Raw genomic sequence first — 19,843 nt, 5'->3', positions numbered from 1 at the left:
ATGCCTCACACAATGCCGGTGGCGTAGAAAGTACCGATGACTACGAAGACCGCCAGGGTCTTGATCAGCGTAATACAGAAAATGTCTTTATAGGCTTCGCGGTGGGTCAAGCCCGTCACCGCGAGCAAGGTAATGACCGCGCCGTTGTGCGGCAGGGTGTCCATGCCGCCACTGGCCATGGCGGCGACCCGGTGTAGCACTTCCAGCGGAATGTTCGCCGCATGGGCCGCTGCAATGAAGTCATTGGCCATCGCCGCCAGGGCGATGCTCATGCCGCCCGAGGCCGAGCCGGTGATGCCGGCCAGCAGGGTCACGGTGATCGCTTCATTGACCAGCGGATCAGGGATGCTTTTCAGCCAGTCGGCCAGTACCAGGAAGCCGGGCAAGGAGGCGATGACCGCGCCAAAACCGTATTCCGACGCCGTGTTCATGGCCGCCAGCAAGGCACCGCTGACCGCGCTTCTGCTGCCCTCGGCGAGCTTGCCGCGGATCGCCTGGAAGCCGAATACCAGGACCATGATGATGCCGACCAGCAACGCGGCCTGGACCGCCCAGATCGCAGTGAGCTTGGCGATTTCGGTGGTCACCGGCGCGGTCATGCCCGGCAGGCTGAGGCTGTGGGTCTTGCCGTACCACAGCGGAATCCAGTGGGTGAACAGCAGGTTCATGATGCCCACCAGCAACAGCGGCGAGAGCGCGATCCACGGGTTCGGCAGCTTCACGTCTTCAGCGGTTTCCGGCTCGTTGCGCAGTTCTGTGCCATAGCCTTCACCGCTGAGCTGGGCCTTGTTGCGCTGGCGCTGGAGGAACAGCATACCGGCACAGAACACGAAAATCGCGCCGATCAAACCCAGCCAGGGCGCGGCCCAGGCCGTGGTATTGAAGAAGGTGCTGGGGATGATGTTCTGAATTTGCGGAGTGCCGGGCAGGGCGTCCATGGTGAAGGAAAACGCGCCGAGGGCGATGGTCGCCGGGATCAGCCGTTTCGGGATATTGCTCTGACGGAACATCTCCGCCGCAAACGGATATACCGCGAATACCACGACGAACAACGACACGCCGCCGTAGGTGAGCAGCGCGCAGACCAGCACGATCACCAGCATCGCCTGACGAGTGCCAAGCAGGCGAATCGCTGCGGCGACGATCGAGCGCGAAAACCCCGACAACTCGATCAGCTTGCCGAACACCGCACCGAGCAGGAACACCGGGAAATACAGTTTGATGAAGCCGACCATCTTCTCCATGAACACGCCGGTAAAGGCGGGAGCAACGGCAGAAGGGTCAGTGAGCAGGACCGCGCCAAGGGCGGCAATCGGAGCGAAGAGAATGACGCTGTAGCCACGGTAAGCAGCCAGCATCAGCAGCGCGAGGGCTGCCAAGGCAATGATCACACTCATGGTGTGTCTCCTGGATTGTTATTTTTTTGGGGTGGATCTTATGTAGGGGAGGGCGTTAGCGAGTTTCGTGCCATTCAAGCAACTTGTTGAAATATATGAATATTTCTTATTTTTACAGTAGGCAGAAAATAATTTGTCTCAAATTGGAGACTTTTAGTGACAGGGATGGCCCTATCGCGAGCAAGCTCGCTCCCACATTTGATCAGGATTGACCCGGAAATATGGGGCTATTGCGATTCAGTGTGGGAGCGAGCTTGCTCGCGATGGCCGCGATGCGGTTTTACGGAATGTCCATATATGGAGATCAATATCTCTCTATTGAGACTCGGCAATCCCCAACGCCACCATCTTCTTGTACAGCGTCGAACGCCCAAGCCCCAGCCGCGCCGCAGCTTCGATAACCTTGCCGCCACAGTGTGCGAGTGTGCTTTCAATCAACTGTCGGTCGAACCGTTCGCGTGCAGCACTGAAAGTCTCATTGACAATGGTTTCCATGACCAAGGGAGCGGAGCGTTGCACAGGCACGAAACTGCCAATTGCCGCGCGAATTTCGGTGGCGTTCAGGATCAGATCATCGCTGAGCAGCGCGGCCCGCTCCAGCACGTTGCGCAGTTCGCGAATGTTCCCTGGCCAGGCGTGTTGGCCGAGTAATTCCAGGGCCTGGCTGTCGAGTTCATGCTGACTGCGCAGCTCTTCGAGAATTGCTTCACTCAGGGCCGGCAGGTCGTCGAGGCGTTCGCGCAGGGGCGGCACCTGAATCGGCAACACGTTGAGGCGGTAATACAGGTCGGCACGAAATTCGCCGCGCTTGATCGCCGCTTCGAGGTCGGTGGAGGTCGCAGCGATCACCCGCACATCGCTCTGGATCACTTCGTTGGAGCCGACCGGTTCGAACTCTTTCTCCTGCAGTACCCGCAGCAGTTTGCTTTGCAACGGCAGCGGCATGTCGCCGATTTCGTCGAGGAACAGGGTCCCGCCCTGGGCGATCTGCAACTTGCCGGAGCGACCCTTGCGATCCGCGCCGGTGAAGGCGCCGGGCGCTGTGCCGAAAAACTCGGCTTCGAGCAGCGCTTCGGGGATCGCCGCGCTGTTGATACTGACAAAGGCTTTGTGCGCCCTTGGCGAGGCACCGTGAATCGCCTGGGCCAGCAATTCTTTGCCAGTGCCGGTTTCACCCAGTAGCAATACCGGCGACTCGGTGCTGGCGCTACGCCGGGCGCGGCGTTTGACTTCCAGGCTGGCGGCGCTGGTGCCAATGAAGTGGGCGAAGGTGTATTTGGCTTGCCGGGCGCGCAGCAGCGAACGCGTGGAAGCAAGCTCTTCCTGCATGCTCAGGTAGCGCTTGAGCATTGGCGACAGGCTGCGCAACTCATCGAACAACGCGAACCCGATGGCACCGATCACCGCGCCGGCGTCGTCGTGAATCGGCAGGCGCATCACCACCAGTGGCTCTTTGGGCGTGTCCTGCATGTCCAGCAGAATGGGCCGGCCGGTACGCACCACCTCGCGCAACAAGCTGCCGGGAATCACGCTTTCGCAGGGTCTACCGATCGCCACTTCGGCTGATTCCAGACCGAAGCGCCGGGCATAGCGCTCATTCATCCAGACGATGTTCGCATCGCGGTCGACGATCACCGTGCCTTCGCTGGACTGCTCGATGATCTCGAACAACGAGCGGATCGCCAACATGCGCACGCGCTGGTAGTCCTTGAGGCTTTCGGTGGTGTTCATCGTTTCATATCCAGAATATGTATTGCCTGTGCAGGCCCCATCGCGAGCAAGCTCGCTCCCACAGGGTCTTGTTAACGCCGCATATCCTATGTGGGAGCGAGCTTGCTCGCGATGGACGCGACGCGGTCCAACGACATGTGCGTGATCATACCCAGCCCGGATGCGCTGCGGCCAACAGCTCTTTGGTATAGGGGTGCTGCGGCGCGTCGAACACTTCATGGCTGGCGCCGCGCTCCACGACTTTACCGTCCTTGATCACGATCATGTCATGGGCCAGGGCGCGAACCACGGCCAGGTCATGGCTGATGAACAGGTAGGTCAGGCCGTGTTTTTCCTGAAGCTGGCGGAGCAGGGCGACCACCTGTTTTTGCACTGTTCGATCAAGCGCCGAGGTCGGTTCGTCGAGCAGGATCAGCGCCGGTTTCAGCACCAGGGCGCGGGCGATGGCGATCCGTTGGCGCTGGCCGCCGGAGAACTCATGCGGATAACGGTGGCGGCTTTGCGGGTCAAGGCCGACCTCTTTCAGCACCTGGATGACCTGCGCTTCGCACTCGGCAGCACTCGATTGGCTGTGGACTTCCAGCCCTTCGCTGATGATCTGCGCCACCGACATCCGCGGGCTGAGGCTGCCAAACGGGTCCTGGAACACCACCTGCATCTGCTTGCGCCATGGCCGCAACTGCTTCTGGTTCAGGCTGTCGAGCGACTCGCCCTGAAAACGGATGCTGCCTTCGGAGTCGAGCAGCCGCAGGATCGCCTGACCGAGCGTGGACTTGCCGGAACCGGATTCGCCGACGATGCCCAGCGTCTTGCCGCGTTGAATGCTGAGGCTGATGCCGTCGACCGCACGCAACCAGGTCTTGCGCTGGAACAACCCACCGCTCAACGGAAAACGCACGCTGAGGTCGTCGACTTCCAGTACCGCCTCGCGCTCGTCGCGAGGCAGGGCTTCACCTTCCGGCTCGGCATTCAGCAACAGACGACTGTAGGGATGTTGCGGTTGATTGAAGAGATGCTCGCACTCGGCTTGCTCGACGATCTCGCCGCCGCGCATCACGCAGACACGCTGGGCGATGCTGCGTACCAGATTGAGGTCGTGGCTGATCAGCAGCAGTGACATGCCCAAGCGTTGTTGCAGTGATTTGAGCAGCAGCAGGATCTTGCGCTGCACCGTCACGTCCAACGCGGTGGTCGGTTCGTCAGCGATCAGCAACTCGGGTTCGCAAGCCAATGCCATGGCGATCATCACCCGTTGCCGCTGGCCGCCGGAGAGCTGGTGCGGGTAGGCCTTGAGGCGTTCTTTGGGCTTCTGAATACCTACCAGTTCGAGCAGCTCAAGGGTGCGCTTTTGCGCCGCCTTGCCGCCCAGTCCTTTGTGTACCAGCAGGGTTTCGCCAATCTGCTTTTCGACGCTGTGCAAAGGGTTGAGGGAGGTCATCGGCTCCTGGAAAATCATCGCGATGCGATTACCGCGTAATGTTCGCAGGGTCGCGACGTCCGCGCCGATCAGTTCCTGGCCACGATAGCGAATACTGCCCCGGGTTTCGGTGCCGCCATCGGGTAACAGTTGCAGAATCGAATGGGCGGTCACCGATTTGCCCGAGCCGGATTCGCCAACCAGCGCCAGGCACTCGCCGGGGCGGATGTCCAGGCACAGGTTGCGCACCGCGGCTTGGCCACTGAAGGCCACGTTGAGGTCACGGATTTCGATCAGGTTGTCACTCATTTCAACAGTCCGCTTCAAGATCGAGGATCAAACGCGTCACGCAATGCTTCACCGATAAACACCAGTAAAGAAAGAATCAGCGCCAGGGTGAAAAACGCCGTCAACCCGAGCCACGGCGCTTGCAGATTCTGTTTGCCCTGACCGATCAACTCGCCCAGCGAGGCGCTGCCGGCGGGCATGCCGAAGCCGAGGAAGTCGAGGGCGGTGAGGGTCGAGATCGCCCCGGTGAGAATGAACGGCAGGTAACTCAAGGTCGCGTTCATCGCGTTTGGCAGAATGTGCCGCACGATCACTTTACGGTCGGTCAGGCCCAATGCACGTGCCGCTTTGACGTACTCCAGATTGCGCCCGCGAAGGAACTCGGCGCGCACCACGTCCACCAGTGCCAGCCAGGAAAACAGCGCCATGATCCCCAGCAGCCACCAGAAATTCGGCTCGACGAAACCTGAAAGGATGATTAGCAGGTAAAGCACCGGCAGCCCCGACCAGACCTCCAGCAAGCGCTGACCAAACAAGTCGACCCAACCGCCGTAGTAACCCTGCAAGGCGCCGGCGGCGATGCCGATCAGTGCGCTGATGAAGGTCAGCGCCAGCGCAAACAAAATCGATACACGGGCGCCGAAGATCACCCGCGCCAACACATCGCGTGCCTGATCATCGGTGCCCAGCCAGTTGACCTTTGACGGCGGGCTCGGCGCGGGCTGATTGAGGTCGTAGTTCGGCGTGTCGTCGCTGAACGGGATCGGCGGGAACAACATCCAGCCGCCGTCCTTGTGGATCAGCTTCTGCACGTAGTCACTGCGGTAATCGGCCTGGAACGGCAGTTGGCCGCCGAACTCCAGCTCGGTGTAGCGCTTGAACGCCGGGAAATACAACGAGCCCTGATAGCTGAGCACCAGCGGTTTATCGTTGGCGATCAGTTCGCCGCCAAGGGTCAGGATGAACAGGCCGATAAACAGCCACAACGACCACCAGCCACGGCGGTTTTTCTTGAAGCGTTCCAGGCGTCGACGCGACAGGGGCGAGAGATTGAGCATCAGGCGTTCCTCGCGGCGAAGTCGATACGCGGGTCGACCAGGGTGTAGCAGAGGTCACCGATGAGTTTTATCAGCAGGCCGAACAGGGTGAAGATGAACAGTGAACCGAACACCACCGGATAGTCCCGGGACACCGCCGCTTCGTAACTCATCCGCCCCAGGCCATCGAGGGAAAAGATCACCTCGATCAACAGGGAACCGGCGAAAAATACGCTGATAAACGCCTGCGGAATGCCCGAAACCACCAGCAACATCGCATTGCGAAACACGTGGCCATACAGTACTCGGCGCTCGCTCAGACCTTTGGCGCGGGCGGTGACCACGTATTGGCGGGTGATCTCGTTGAGGAAGGAGTTCTTGGTCAGGATGGTCAAGGTAGCGAAACCGCCAACCACCAGCGCAGTCACCGGCAGCACCAGGTGCCAGAAGTAATCGGTGACTTTGCCCAGTGTCGACAACTGTTCGAAATTCTCCGAGACCAGTCCGCGTACCGGAAACCAGTTCAACGACGTACCACCGGCAAACACCACGATCAGAAACATCGCAAACAGAAACGCCGGCATCGCGTAACCGATGATGATCGCAGTGCTGCTCCAGATATCGAAATGGCTACCGTGATGCACGGCCTTGCGAATCCCCAGCGGGATCGACACCAGGTAAGTGATCAGTGTCGCCCAGAGCCCAAGGGAGATGGTCACCGGCATTTTTTCGAGGATCAGGTCGGTGACCGTGGCGCCGCGAAAGAAGCTCTTGCCGAAGTCCAGTCGGGCATAGCTGGTGATCATCAGCCACAGGCGTTCCGGTGCCGGCTTGTCGAAGCCGTACTGTTTTTCGATGTCCTTGATCAGTTGTGGATCAAGCCCCCGACTGGCCCGCGAGCCGTGGCTGACGGCGTCACCGGAAGCCCCGATGGCTGGGCCGCCGATGCCTTGCAGGTGAGCGATGGCCTGCTCGACCGGGCCACCCGGCGCGGCCTGCACGATCACGAAGTTGACCAGCAGAATGATCACCAGCGTCGGAATGATCAGCAGCAAACGTCGAAATATATAAGCCAGCATCAATGCGGCCCTCCGGGTCTGCCACGGCTGATGCGTTCGGCGGCCATCTGTTCGTTGGTCAGCGGCGTTGTACTCATTTCCCACCAGCTCTCGATGGCTTCGTCATTGCTCGCTTGTACCGCCGGAATGCCGAAGCGGTTCCACCACACCGTCGAGGAGCCTGGCGGGTAATAGTTGGGAATCCAGTAGTAGTTCCATTGCAGCACCCGGTCGAGTGCGTGGGCATAGCGCAGCATGTCGACCTGGGTGGTGGCTTTGACCAGGCCGGTAATCAGCGTGTCGACGGCCGGATTTTTCAGCGCCATGTAATTGTTGGCGCCGGGGTCGGTGGCGGCGGCCGAGCCGAAGTAGTTGTACAGCTCGGTCCCTGGCGACGTGGTCACCGGGTAGCCGGTGACGATCATGTCGTAGTCGCGACTCATCAAGCGGTTTACATACTGCGACGAGTCGATCCGGCGGATGTCCAGGCTGATGCCGATCTGCGCCAGCGTGCGCTTGTACGGCAGTAGCAGACGGTCCATGCCGTTCTGGCTGATCAGGAAGGTAAACGCCAGTGGCTCACCTTCGGCGTTGACCAATCGATCGCCATCGGGTTTCCAGCCGGCTTGTTCGAGCAGCGCCAGTGCCTGTAATTGCTTGTCGCGGATCAGGCCGCTGCCGTCGGTCTTCGGTGCTTCGAAGACCTGGGTAAAGACCTCGTCCGGAATTTTCCCGCGCAAGGGTTCAAGAATCGCCAGTTCGCCGGCATCGGGCAGTTGCCTGGCCGCCAGAGTGGTGTTGGAAAAGAAGCTCTGCTGGCGGATGTACATATCGCGCATCATCTGCCGGTTACTCCACTCGAAATCCCAGAGCATTGCCAGTGCCTGACGGACGCGGCGGTCCTGGAACATCGGTTTTTGCAGATTGAACACAAAACCCTGGGAAGGTTGTGGTGCCTCTTTGGCCAGATGAGCTTTTTGCAGGCGGCCGTCGCTCAACGCGGGTCCTTCGTAACCGATGGAATAAGCGGTGGCCGAGAACTCGCGGTTGTAGTCATAGGCGCCGCCGCGCAAGACCTGACGAGCGACGTCGGTGTCGCCGAAGTACTCGATGCTGAAATGGTCGAAGTTGTACAGGCCACGGCTGACGGGCAAGTCCTTGCCCCACCAGTCGGCGTTGCGCTCGAAGGTAATGCTGCGCCCCGAATCAACCTTGCCGACGCGGTACGGGCCGCTGCCCAGCGGTGCTTCATAACCGCCGCCATTGGCGAAGTCGCGGGTTTTCCACCAGTGCTCGGGAAACACCGGCAAGGTCGCGATGTCCAGCGCCAGGGTGCGGTTTTCGTTGGTCTTGAAGTCAAAGCGAATGGTGCGCGGCGACTCGACTTCGACGCCTTTGACGTCGGCGAATTGGGTGCGATAGCGCAGGCTGCCCTGGGTCATCAGCAGATCGTAGGTGTAGCGTACGTCTTCGGCGGTGATGGGCGTGCCATCGGCGAAGCGAGCCTTGGGGTTCAGGTAGAAACGCAGCCACAGGCCATCGTCGGCGCGCTCCATTTTCTCTGCCACCAGCCCGTATACGGTGTAGGGCTCATCCAGCGAGCGCTGGGCCAGCGGCGAGTAGATCATCCCGTCGAGCTGAGTAACCCCAATGCCTTTGTCGATGTACGGCAGTACGTGGTCGAAGCGGCCGATTTCAATCGCCGAGCGGCGCATGCTGCCGCCCTTGGGTGCTTGCAGGTTGGTGTAGGCAAAGTGACTGAAGCCGGCAGGGTATTTGGCCGGTTCGCCATACACGGTCAAGGCGTGTTGTGGAGCAGCATTCACACCTGCGCTGCTCAACAGCAAGGCCAGGGCCGTGAAGATCAATGAGGGGAAAGCCAGTCGCATTGTCAGCCTTAAGAGCCGGGTGATCGATAAGCACAATTTGTACGCTAGCGGCGCGTGACTCGCCAGCCATAATCATTCGATACAAACGCAACGGCCCACCAGAAGGCGGGCCGTTGTTTGAGCAAATCGCGGATTGATCAGTCCTGGCGGCTGGTCACTTCCAGCAGGTGGTAACCGAACTGGGTCTTGACCGGGCCTTGCACGGTATTGATCGGTGCACTGAATACCACGGTGTCGAATTCCTTGACCATCTGGCCTGGACCGAACGAACCGAGGTTGCCGCCGTCACGGCTCGACGGGCAAGTGGAGTTGGCTTTGGCAATGGCAGCGAAGTCAGCGCCGGCTTCGATTTGGGCTTTCAGTTCGTTGCACTTGGATTCGGTGGCAACCAGGATGTGGCGGGCAGTGGCTTTAGCCATGAGAAAATACTCCGTTCTACGTTCAATAAAGTGTTGAGCCTACCGGATTCAGTAGTCTATTTCTCGTCAAAGTTCCGTCAATCTGTAGCCTGCTTTCGCCGCATCTTGCCGTCGGTCGAAAAAAATCGGCTCGGCAGGTTAAAGACCAACGCTTTTCAAGCGTTCGGCATGCTGCAGATACAGCTCGACAGGGTCGATGCCTTTGCGTATCAGGCCTGCTGTTCGATTGATCGCGTCCAGGTGATCCATCGGGTAGTCGGAACGCAGGACGGTGCCCAGATGCGAGCTGAAGCGGCCGACCATTCCGTCGTTTTGCTCAGTCTCGTGAGTGAAAAATCTGGAAAACCCTCGGCAAAAAGCGTGCAGTGGATCGAGTGCATGCAATCCTTCATCCAGCAAACTGCCCTGCAACGTGCCACTCCAGGAGTAATAACGAACGCCGTTGACCTGTTCTTCGCCGTTGCCACCCCAGGTTTTCGGCAGGCCTTGAGGGTATTTGGCATTGAACGCCGCAACACCTTCAGTCGTTAAAGCGCTGAGCGCGGCGACGGCGTTCTGCGGGATTTTCGGGTTGCCACTGATAAACGTCAGGAGCTCGACGAACAACGTCGAGACCGCCACCGCGACGTGTTCTGGCAGGTGTCCCGGGGTCAGCGCCTTGCGTAAACAGTCGGCGAGCTCGGAGCCATGGTTCGGCCCGCTGACGGAGGTTACTGAAGCGACATTCCGGGGCGCTATCGCTGCGGCATAACGGGCGGCCAGTGCGCCTTGGCTATGGCCGATCAGATTGACTTTGCTCGCGCCGGTGCCTGCCAGTACCCGGTCGATTTGCGCCAGCAGTTGCTCTCCACGGACCTCATTGCAGTGAGTGGCCGAGAGATAGGGTATGAACACTTGAGTGCCAGCGTTCCTCAGTGCCTGCTTCACGCCATGGAAGAGTTCCAGTTTGCCGATGCATTCGAATCCGAAGAGACCGTGGACCAGCAGGACAGGGTGTTGCGTGGTTGCATTCCGTTGCATGTGCGTACCTGTATTCCGTAAGTTCGAGGGGGGTGTTCACGTCCTCACTCTAATGCAGGCTCACAAGCGAGCGGTGTGCGAAAAAGCCGCTATAAACTGTTGAAAACGGAATAAAAATAGCGGGAAAAATCAGATATTTACGAGGTATTACTCGGAACATTTCGACATCTTTTTGCGGGGAATGACGCTCAATCCCGGTGTATGTCCTACCCGAGTCAGGTCATTGGCCTCTTTGCTATTGGAGAGTGGGCTGACATCAACAGGCTGACATTTAGGCTCAAATAGACCCATTCAACGCTGCATCCAAAATATCGGGCAGCGTTTTTCCAAGGACAGGAGAGGGCAAATGGGTACTGATGCAGTATGTGGCGATAGCGTTTCTAAAAGGGCTGTACCGGAGTGCACCGATAGGCAGCACGTTAATGCGGGCCAGCTTGCTGAACCGATTTTGATAGCGCACGAGGGGGAGGGGGCACTGTCCCTTCAGCAGACTGTTCTCGACCCAGCCCAAAACCGTGCGGTGCTCAACGTCGGACCCTACCCGGGCATGGCTTGCGGAGACAAGTTGGTGCTGTCGTGGAGTGGCATCGATGCCGATGGCGCCGCTTATTTGTACAAAACGCAGCGTTTTGTCAGCAACGCTCAGGTTGGCAAGGAAGTCGTCTTCGTTGTTCGAGCACCGCATATTGCTGCGCTCGATGGCGGCTCACTTGAGGTGTATTACACCTTGAGCAATGCCGAGCTGAGTGGCCCCGTTGAGTCCCGGCGACTGCAATTGGAGGTGGGAGATGTCAGGCAAGAGTTGCTTGTGGCGCAGGTGGATGACGCCATAGGTGGCTGGCTTGCTCCCGTGCGGGTAGCTGAAGGGACGAAAGTCAGCATTCGCCCCTACGCCAGAATGGCAGTGGGCGACACAGTGTTTTTGTCGTGGGTAGGCAACATACCGGGTCATGGTTTCAGTGATTCGTTGAGAATTGAACAATTTGCCGTCGGGGGCGATATCTCGTTCTGGATTGATCCGCACTACATCACGCCGAACCTCGGTTCAGTCGTCACATTCAGTTACTTTGTCGAGCATCCTGGCCTGGCAATACGTTACTCGGAGCAAGCACAGGTAATGATCGGTGTTCGTGAGTTGCTACCGCTCGCGATACTCAATGTGCTGGAGGCTGATGAAGGGGAGCTTGATGTGCGAGATGCACTTGATGGCGTCACTGTCGTGATCGATGGATCAGGTGTTGAACAAGGGGAGCTGGTTTACCTGAAGTGCGACGGCACTTACTTCAGCCATCGAGATAACATCGAGGTCTCGGACGACTCAGCGATAGTCTTCATCGTGCCTTACCGCTTTTGGAGAGAGCATCAAGACTCTACTGTTCGGGTGAGCTATAGCGTCGAGCGCCTCGACGACGTGAGTCAGGCGTCGGAGGTGCTGGATATTTACGTTCGTTCAGGTGACCTGCCGCTGTAGCCAAAATGCCGGGGGCATGCTGCCGCTCCAGATACTCATAGGGAGCGGCAGTGCAGGGGCTGGGTGGAGAACGCTCGTGTCGCGGGGGCGTTCAGACGTTCACTTTGGCTTCGTGGTCAGGCATGCGCAGCTTCTGACTGGCATTACGCAACAACTGCTCGGTCGCCTCCCAGCCCAGGCAGCCGTCAGTCACCGAAACTCCATAGCGCAGCGACGTGCTCAACGGTTGGCAGCCCTCGAACAGATGGCTTTCAAGCATCATGCCGATCAGCGAGCGATTGCCGCTCAGGCGTTGCTCAAGCACTTCGTTGAACACGGCCGGCTGGCGTAGCGGGTCTTTACCGCTGTTGGCGTGACTGCAATCGACCATGATCCGCGATGCAATCTTCAGTTTCTGCAAGTCGCTCTGAATTTGAGCAACGCTCTGAACATCAAAATTTGGCCCGCGATGACCTCCGCGCAGTACCAGATGCGTATCCGGGTTGCCCTGGGTCTGAATGATTGCCGGGTGCCCCTGGCTGTCGACACCGAAATGCCGATGCGGATGCGCTGCCGAGCGCATGGCATCGGTGGCTACGCCGACGCCGCCATCAGTGCCGTTCTTGAAGCCAACGGGCATGCCAAGACCGCTTGCCATTTCCCGGTGAATCTGTGATTCGGTGGTGCGCGCGCCGATGGCTACCCAGCTCAGCAGGTCATCGAAGTAGTTGGCGGCCATGGGTTGCAGCAGTTCGGTGGCAATCGGCAAACCGAGTCGGAGCATTTCACGCATCAATTCTCGGGAGAGGGTCAAGCCGCCGACCATGTCGTCGCTGCCATCCAGATGCGGGTCGTAGGCCAGGCCTTTCCAGCCCACCGTGGTGCGAGGTTTTTCGATGTAGGCGCGCATCACCACGAGCATTTCATCGCTGACGTCGTCTGCGAGGCGAGCAAGCTTGCCTGCGTATTCCAGGGCTGACTGTGGATCGTGAATCGAGCAAGGGCCGACGACGACCAGCAGGCGGGAATCTTCACCGTCGAGAATCGCGCGGACCGCTTCACGGTGGGCAGCGACCTGTTGGGTCAGCGTGTGGGTGAGTGGCAATTGGTGCTTGAGTTGCAATGAACTGGGCAGACGCTGGGTCAGCGCTTCATTGGCAGAGCTCAGGGTGGACAGCGGCAGAGCAGAGATGGACGAGTTCATATTCGGGCTTCCTGGGCTGGCGGCGGGTTCGCTCCCGCGCGCTTGGCCCTACTGGGGTGTTCGACAATTGGCCGGGTTGGCTTCGAGTGTGTGCATGCCACCTGTGGGTGACCGATCGGAGGCGGCAGGCTGTCCCGAGCGGAGGCTGGTAAATCGCCAGGCGGAAAAACTGTCGTAACGGTAATAGGTGGCGTAGTTCATGTCGTGATTCCTTGAAGTCAGTGATGTTGCTAAAAAATGTTTGGGACTGAAAAAACAAAACCCCCGATCGGGAGGCCGACCGGGGGTTGAGAATTCTCTGGTAGGCGACCCCTTGAGTAGTGGGCGCCGTGTGGGTATCAGGCGCGCCAGTGGCTAAACCAATACCCAAAATAAAAGCTTGCCGGTGCGCAGACGTCATTTACCCGTGCAGCCGCAACCGAGCGCGGGGCGCTGGCAATACGAAGCTGTGAAGGGGCATGCAACATGGTCTGTCTCCGATGAATGCATCGAGCTTACTCGAGGCCGGTGCGCAGATTCAATCAGAAAATGCTATCGGCTCGGTGGCCGGTTTCTATGACTTAAGCACTGCGTAGCTTTGTGACACACTTGGGGATTGTTCGCGGGCACTCATCAAGGAAAACGCAGATGACGACACTGACTATCGCCGCCGCTCAATCGATCTCGATTGCCGGGGACCTTCACGCCAATATTGCTCGGCACCAACGCTTCATCCAGGTCGCCGCCGAGCAGGGCGTGCAACTCCTGGTGTTCCCCGAGTTGTCACTCACAGGTTATGAGCGCGGGTTGGCGGCGGAACTGGCGATCGCGCCGGATGCAGCTGTCTTGCAGCCACTGCGGGATTTGGCTCAGGAGCTGGGTGTAACCGCCGTAGTCGGAATGCCGATTCGTCTGTCGGCCGATGCGCCGGTATTGATTGGCGCACTGGTACTGGCTGCCGATGGTTCGCTGGGGGTCTACAGTAAGCAGCATCTGCATTCAGGCGAGGAGGTGGCGTTTGCGCCGGGTTCGGGCGGTTCGCTGCTGACGATGGGCGACGATACGATCGCGCTGGCGGTGTGCGCGGATTTTTCACACGCCAGTCACGCCGCTGAAGCCGCAAGCAAAGGCGCAAATATCTACGCCGTTGGCGTGCTGATTACCGAAGGTGGCTATGCTCCGGATACCGCATTGCTGCAAGGTTATGCCCGCGAGCACTCGATGGCGGTGCTGATGGCCAATCATGGCGGTGTGACGGGCGGCTGGGAGTCGGCAGGGCGTAGTGCAATCTGGGCGTCGGACGGTTCGCTGATAGCTGCAGCCCCGGGAACTGGGGATTTACTGGTTATCGCCCGTCGAAATGCCGGTGAGTGGGGCGGGGAGGTCGTGCCGGTGGTGAGTGCTTGAGGAGGGCAAATGGCTTTTGAGCTGCGGCTGGCCTCGTCGGAACATTTGTCGTTTGCGCGAGCGTTGACCTGCCAAACCATGCTGGGCTACTACATTCGGCATGATCTGCCGTGGATCGACGAGGCTTTCGATGTGGCCTGGGCGGGTCGGGAAAACTGGCTGATTTGCCAAAATGCATTAGTGCTGGGTTTTATCAGCCTGAGCCGTGATTCGAAGGCCCTGTACATCCGCGAGTTGCATGTGATCGAGGCCTTTCGCGGTCAGGGCGCCGGGGCCTGGGCCATCGAGCAGGTGTTTTCGAAAGCCTGTGCAGAGCTTCGTCCGGCGCTGCGTCTGACGGTGTTCAAGGACAACCCGGCGCAAGTGCTCTATCAGCGTATGGGCTTGCAGATTGTCGGGCAGGACGATTGTTTCCTGAGGATGGAGCGCAAATGTCCCCGCTGAAATGTCTGTAAAGCGTGTAGCTCAAGCCATTCAAGACGAATTGAAACTTTTTATATAGCGCTTGCTGCTAGGTCTGCCGGATGCTTTTTGCTAAGGTGTTCGGCAACCAATAAGACCATATCGCGAGGTGTCTGCTTGATTAGGGTGCTAGTAGTCGATGACCATGATCTCGTTCGTACAGGTATTACACGAATGCTGGCTGACATCGATGGCCTGCAAGTAGTCGGCCAGGCTGAGTCGGGGGAGGAATCCCTGCTTAAAGCGCGTGAGTTGAAACCGGATGTAGTGCTGATGGACGTCAAGATGCCCGGGATCGGCGGTCTTGAAGCCACACGCAAGTTATTGCGCAGCCATCCGGACATCAAAGTCGTCGCGGTCACCGTGTGCGAGGAAGATCCGTTTCCTACCCGACTGTTGCAAGCGGGCGCTGCGGGCTATCTGACCAAGGGCGCCGGGCTCAATGAAATGGTGCAGGCGATTCGCCTGGTATTTGCCGGGCAACGTTACATCAGCCCGCAAATTGCCCAGCAATTGGCGATCAAATCGTTCCAGCCGAGCAATGATTCACCCTTCGACGCACTGTCAGAGCGGGAGATCCAGATCGCCCTGATGATTGTTGGCTGCCAGAAGGTCCAGATCATTTCCGACAAACTATGCCTGTCGCCCAAAACCGTGAACACCTACCGTTACCGCATTTTCGAGAAGCTTTCGATCAGCAGCGATGTTGAGTTGACGCTGTTGGCGGTTCGTCACGGCATGGTCGATGCCAGCCTCTGACAATGACCGACCCGTTTGATCCAAGCGCCTTTCTGTCGACCTGTAGTGGGCGCCCCGGTGTGTATCGCATGTTCGACAGCGATGCGCGCCTGCTGTATGTGGGCAAAGCCAAGAACCTGAAAAAGCGTCTGGCGAGTTATTTCCGCAAGACCGGCCTGGCCCCCAAAACGGCTGCGCTGGTGGGGCGTATTGCCCAAATCGAAACCACCATCACCGCCAACGAAACCGAAGCGCTGCTGCTTGAGCAGACGCTGATCAAGGAATGGCGGCCGCCATACAACATCCTCCTGCGAGACGATAAGTCCTATCCGTATGTGTTTCTTTCGGAGGGGGATTTCCCACGCCTGAGCATCCATCGCGGCGCGAAAAAGCTGAAGGGAAAATACTTCGGTCCGTATCCTAGCGCGGGCGCGATCCGTGAAAGTCTGAGCCTGCTGCAAAAGACCTTTTTTGTTCGTCAGTGCGAAGACAGTTATTACAAAAACCGCACGCGACCCTGCTTGCAGTACCAGATCAAACGTTGCAAGGCACCCTGCGTCGGCCTGGTCGAGCCGCAGGTGTACGCCGAGGATGTGCGTCACTCGGTGATGTTCCTCGAAGGTCGCAGCAATGCGCTGACAGACGAGCTGTCCGCGGGCATGGAGCAGGCGGCGAGCACCCTGGATTTCGAGCGGGCGGCCGAGCTGCGGGATCAGATTTCCCTGCTGCGTCGGGTGCAGGATCAACAGAGCATGGAAGGCGGAACGGGGGATGTCGATGTCATTGCGGCATTTATCAATCCGGGTGGTGCCTGTGTTCATTTGATTAGCGTGCGCGGTGGACGGGTGCTGGGCAGCAAGAACTTTTTTCCGCAGGTGGGTATTGAAGAGGATGTTGCCGAGGTTATGGCGGCGTTTCTTGGCCAGTACTTCATCAGCAGTCCCGAGCGCGACTTGCCGAGCGAATTGATCGTCAATGTGGTCCATGAAGACTTTCCGACCCTGATCGCGGCCATCGAAGAGCTGCGTGGTCGCGAGTTGACCATCAGTCACCGGGTTCGCGGTACGCGAGCACGCTGGCAGCAACTGGCGGTGACCAATGCCGAGCAGGCGCTTGGGGCACGGCTGGCCAATCGTCAGCACGTTGCCGCGCGGTTTGAAGCCTTGGCGCAAGTGCTCAATCTGGATGAACCGCCGCAACGGCTGGAGTGCTATGACATTAGTCACTCCAGTGGCGAAGCGACTGTAGCGTCCTGCGTGGTATTTGGCCCCGAGGGGCCGCTGAAGTCCGACTACCGCCGCTACAATATCGAAGGTGTCACGCCGGGCGATGACTACGCGGCGATGCACCAGGCGCTGACTCGACGCTTTAGCAAGCTGAAAGACGGCGAGGGTAAATTGCCGGATATATTGTTGGTGGACGGCGGCAAAGGGCAGCTATCGATGGCGCGTGATGTGCTCAACGAGCTGGCCGTGCCCGACCTGATCCTTCTGGGCGTGGCCAAAGGTGCAACGCGCAAGGCCGGGTTTGAAACGCTCTATCTTAATGACGCCGCGCATGAATTCACCTTGCGCGGAGATTCTCCAGCGCTGCACTTGATCCAGCAGATCCGCGATGAAGCGCACCGCTTTGCAATTACCGGTCACCGTGCGCGGCGTGGGAAAACTCGTCGCACTTCGACGCTCGAAGGTGTTGCCGGGGTAGGGCCGACACGGCGGCGTGATCTGTTGAAACATTTTGGTGGATTGCAGGAGCTGTCTCGTGCAAGCATCGAAGAGATCGCCAAAGCACCGGGGATCAGTAAAAAGCTCGCTGAGCTGATTTATGCAAACCTGCACAGCGAGTAGAATGCCCAACTCACCTCGTAGCCAGTTGTGCCGATGAATATCCCTAATCTGATCACCGTTCTACGCGTTCTACTTATCCCGATTTTCATTTTGCTGTTTTACCTGCCGTACCAATGGAGCTACCTGGCGTCCGCTTCGGTCTTCGCGTTTGCCGCTGCCACCGACTGGCTCGACGGATACCTTGCCCGCCGTCTGGAGCAAAGCACACCGTTCGGGGCCTTTCTCGATCCCGTTGCCGATAAACTGATGGTGGCGGTGGCGCTGGTACTGCTGGTGCAGGAACACGGCAACCTGTGGCTCACGCTGCCGGCTGCGGTGATCATCGGCCGTGAAATCGTCGTCTCTGCACTCAGAGAGTGGATGGCCGAACTGGGGGCGCGTGCGCATGTTGCCGTATCGAACCTGGGCAAATGGAAAACCGCTGCGCAGATGCTGGCGCTGGTGATCCTGCTGGCCAATCCGTCTGACTTCAGCTTTTGGGTTCTGGTGGGTTATGCCTTGCTGATGATCTCCGCAGGCCTGACGTTGTGGTCCATGGTGCAGTATCTACGCGCTGCCTGGCCGCATCTGAAAACCGATGTAGAAAAAAAATAAAACTTTTTTGAATCAAGGGGTTGACGAGACTTCTAAATTCTATAAAATGCGCCACACCAAGACGCGGGAATAGCTCAGTTGGTAGAGCACGACCTTGCCAAGGTCGGGGTCGCGAGTTCGAGTCTCGTTTCCCGCTCCAGATATTGATCTACAGGGTTCCACGGAAGTCTGTAAGTCATTGAAAATAGAGGCTTCGGCCTCTTTTTTCGTTCCAGCGAATTCTGCTGAAAACCATCTCCAGCCACGTTTTTTTTGTACATTAAAATGTACATCGAAATCCGGGCTTAAGACGTGCCAGTTTTCAGATAGATGATGCCTGCTGGAGCCCGTACATCTCTCCTCAATCGATCGAGACGAGGAGATGTACGCATGCCTTTGACAGATACGTCCGTTCGCAACGCAAAAAAACTCGTAAAAAATTACAGCCTCAAGGACATGGATGGCTTGCACCTGTTCGTTAGCTCGAAGGGTGCCAAGAGCTGGCATTTTCGTTTCAACTGGCTGGGTAAGCCGGCTCGCATTTCCTTGGGAATGTATCCGGAAATAAGCCTTAAAGACACTAGGCTGGCACGAGATCAAACGCGAGCCTTGGTCGCCAAGGGTACTGATCCTCGCGCGGCTCGAAGAGAGGAACGTTTTACCGCTTTGGCAGCAGATGAGAACTCATTTACAGCAGTCTTCCTCGCATGGCGAACCTTCAAGGCAGTCACGCTGAAGCTGGGACGCCAAACCTCGCTTTCTCAGATTGATCGCATCTTTGCCAAAGACGTTTTGCCTTTGCTGGGTCCTCTACCCATCGCCGAGATTTCTCGTCAGCACTTGATCGAGTTGCTACGCAGAATTGAGAGTCGTCAGGCGTTCACTACGGCAGAGAAATGCCGGACCTGGTTCAACCAATTGTTCCGCTATGCGATGGTTGAAAAAGGGCTGATGACCAACCCCTCGGCAGACCTTGATATTGTCGCGATTCCCAAACCTCCGGTGACAAACAATCCCTATTTGCTCATGGAGGAGATACCTCCCTTTCTGCAAAAGTTACGTACCTACGGAGGCAGCACCACAACGATTTTGGGTTTGCGTTTGCTGTTCCTCACGGGCGTACGGACCGGAGAGTTGCGCTTGGCTGTGCCTGAGCAGTTCGACTTGGTACGAGGAATTTGGACAATACCGGCCGTGATCGTAAAGCAACTGCAGGTACGGTTAAGAAAGGAGGGCAGCAAGATCCCGCCTTATGTTGTACCGCTCTCGCGCCAGGCGATCGCGATCGTCCATGAGTTGTTGAAACTTAGGCGTCCAGCTCAGCGCTACTTGCTCTCTCATCGCAGTGATCTATCAAAGCGGATCAGCGAGAACACCCTTAATACGGCGATCAAGCGTATGGGCTACGAAAGGCAGCTCACAGGTCACGGAATTCGCGCAACGCTCTCTACCGCGCTCAACGAGCTTGGTTACGAGGACAAATGGATTGATGCGCAGTTGTCTCATGCGGAGCCCAACAAAATACGAGCCACTTACAACCATGCCCTCTATGTCGAACAGCGTCAGCGGATGATGCAGGATTGGGCTGACCAGATTGATCGATGGGAACGTGGGGAGAAGGGTATCGTCGCGGCTCCTGCGCCGAATCTATCGGGTGAGTTGGACATGATTGCGGAATACTTGAAGAGGCTGTCTGCTGGTGAAAGTCCTCAGCTTGGTGGTGCCTTGGGGCGTGAGCGTGCGGCGTTGCCACGGAGGCTAACCGGCTTCCAGCATACCTATGGGAAACTAGGAGGAGTACTCGCGCCGAACATGGACATTCGAAAACTGAACACGCAAAAAGACTTCCAGAGCATTTCGGTGTGAGAGATGACGGGCGCTACGAATGCCTCTGAAGTGATTTGTAAAACATAGGGCCTTTCCGCCT

Annotated in this window: 16 protein-coding genes and 1 tRNA gene; 8 read left to right on the top strand and 9 right to left on the bottom strand. The window is 58.1% G+C overall.

All coding sequences use genetic code 11. The features are described from left to right. Window positions 1-5 precede the first annotated feature (5 nt). From AC1RKH_RS25640 to AC1RKH_RS25605, 8 genes are all read right to left on the bottom strand, one after another. Window positions 6-1,397 (bottom strand): GntP family permease, encoded by a 1,392-nt coding sequence (locus AC1RKH_RS25640; protein WP_493061805.1) that lies wholly within the window; start codon window positions 1,395-1,397, stop codon window positions 6-8. A gap of 315 nt (window positions 1,398-1,712) precedes the next feature. Beyond that, window positions 1,713-3,128, bottom strand: a complete 1,416-nt coding sequence (locus tag AC1RKH_RS25635) for a sigma-54 interaction domain-containing protein (protein ID WP_493061806.1) — start codon at window positions 3,126-3,128, stop codon at window positions 1,713-1,715. 145 nt (window positions 3,129-3,273) lie between these two features. Continuing rightward, window positions 3,274-4,854 (bottom strand): ABC transporter ATP-binding protein, encoded by a 1,581-nt coding sequence (locus AC1RKH_RS25630; protein ID WP_493061807.1) that lies wholly within the window; start codon window positions 4,852-4,854, stop codon window positions 3,274-3,276. A gap of 14 nt (window positions 4,855-4,868) precedes the next feature. Continuing rightward, window positions 4,869-5,891 (bottom strand): ABC transporter permease, encoded by a 1,023-nt coding sequence (locus AC1RKH_RS25625; protein ID WP_493061808.1) that lies wholly within the window; start codon window positions 5,889-5,891, stop codon window positions 4,869-4,871. Next, window positions 5,891-6,949, bottom strand: a complete 1,059-nt coding sequence (locus tag AC1RKH_RS25620; RefSeq protein ID WP_493061809.1) for a microcin C ABC transporter permease YejB — start codon at window positions 6,947-6,949, stop codon at window positions 5,891-5,893. The genes AC1RKH_RS25625 and AC1RKH_RS25620 overlap by 1 nt, the downstream gene beginning before the upstream one ends. Further along, window positions 6,949-8,817 carry an extracellular solute-binding protein gene (locus tag AC1RKH_RS25615; RefSeq protein ID WP_493061810.1) on the bottom strand — a complete coding sequence of 623 codons (1,869 nt, stop codon included), beginning with the start codon at window positions 8,815-8,817 and terminating at the stop codon, window positions 6,949-6,951. Before AC1RKH_RS25615 ends, AC1RKH_RS25620 begins: the two co-directional genes overlap by 1 nt. A 137-nt stretch (window positions 8,818-8,954) precedes the next feature. Further along, a complete protein-coding gene (locus AC1RKH_RS25610; protein ID WP_493061811.1) occupies window positions 8,955-9,236 on the bottom strand; it encodes a peptidylprolyl isomerase in 282 nt (93 codons plus the stop codon). A gap of 138 nt (window positions 9,237-9,374) precedes the next feature. Then, on the bottom strand, window positions 9,375-10,256 hold the full coding sequence (locus AC1RKH_RS25605) for a lipase family alpha/beta hydrolase (RefSeq protein WP_493061812.1): 882 nt from the start codon (window positions 10,254-10,256) through the stop codon (window positions 9,375-9,377). Window positions 10,257-10,602: 346 nt separating this feature from the next. Between AC1RKH_RS25605 and AC1RKH_RS25600 the strand changes: the two genes are divergently transcribed. Then, the gene (locus tag AC1RKH_RS25600) at window positions 10,603-11,727 is read left to right on the top strand and encodes a hypothetical protein (RefSeq protein ID WP_493061813.1); all 1,125 of its coding nucleotides are present in this window, start codon (window positions 10,603-10,605) and stop codon (window positions 11,725-11,727) included. A gap of 91 nt (window positions 11,728-11,818) precedes the next feature. Here AC1RKH_RS25600 and AC1RKH_RS25595 read toward each other — a convergent pair whose 3' ends face one another. Beyond that, window positions 11,819-12,910 carry a 3-deoxy-7-phosphoheptulonate synthase gene (locus AC1RKH_RS25595; protein WP_493061814.1) on the bottom strand — a complete coding sequence of 364 codons (1,092 nt, stop codon included), beginning with the start codon at window positions 12,908-12,910 and terminating at the stop codon, window positions 11,819-11,821. Window positions 12,911-13,537: 627 nt separating this feature from the next. Here AC1RKH_RS25595 and AC1RKH_RS25590 point away from each other — a divergent pair. The 7 genes from AC1RKH_RS25590 (at window position 13,538) to AC1RKH_RS25560 (ending at window position 19,782) form a co-directional block, all read left to right on the top strand. Then, on the top strand, window positions 13,538-14,296 hold the full coding sequence (locus AC1RKH_RS25590) for a carbon-nitrogen hydrolase family protein (RefSeq protein ID WP_493061815.1): 759 nt from the start codon (window positions 13,538-13,540) through the stop codon (window positions 14,294-14,296). 9 nt (window positions 14,297-14,305) lie between these two features. Beyond that, window positions 14,306-14,740 (top strand): GNAT family N-acetyltransferase, encoded by a 435-nt coding sequence (locus AC1RKH_RS25585; RefSeq protein WP_123425994.1) that lies wholly within the window; start codon window positions 14,306-14,308, stop codon window positions 14,738-14,740. 135 nt (window positions 14,741-14,875) lie between these two features. Further along, a complete protein-coding gene (gacA, locus tag AC1RKH_RS25580) occupies window positions 14,876-15,517 on the top strand; it encodes a response regulator transcription factor GacA (RefSeq protein ID WP_071555134.1) in 642 nt (213 codons plus the stop codon). A gap of 2 nt (window positions 15,518-15,519) precedes the next feature. After that, the gene (gene uvrC, locus AC1RKH_RS25575; protein WP_493061816.1) at window positions 15,520-17,343 is read left to right on the top strand and encodes an excinuclease ABC subunit UvrC; all 1,824 of its coding nucleotides are present in this window, start codon (window positions 15,520-15,522) and stop codon (window positions 17,341-17,343) included. Window positions 17,344-17,376: 33 nt separating this feature from the next. Then, window positions 17,377-17,937, top strand: a complete 561-nt coding sequence (pgsA, locus tag AC1RKH_RS25570; protein ID WP_123425996.1) for a CDP-diacylglycerol--glycerol-3-phosphate 3-phosphatidyltransferase — start codon at window positions 17,377-17,379, stop codon at window positions 17,935-17,937. A 63-nt stretch (window positions 17,938-18,000) separates the two neighbouring features. Next, window positions 18,001-18,076: transfer RNA gene (locus tag AC1RKH_RS25565), tRNA-Gly, on the top strand. Window positions 18,077-18,306: 230 nt separating this feature from the next. Beyond that, window positions 18,307-19,782 carry a tyrosine-type recombinase/integrase gene (locus tag AC1RKH_RS25560; protein WP_493061817.1) on the top strand — a complete coding sequence of 492 codons (1,476 nt, stop codon included), beginning with the start codon at window positions 18,307-18,309 and terminating at the stop codon, window positions 19,780-19,782. Window positions 19,783-19,843: the final 61 nt, after the last annotated feature.

It is taken from the genome of Pseudomonas sp. GW822-FHT06B12 (assembly GCF_058799675.1).
This window is presented reverse-complemented; position numbering and strand designations above follow the sequence as displayed.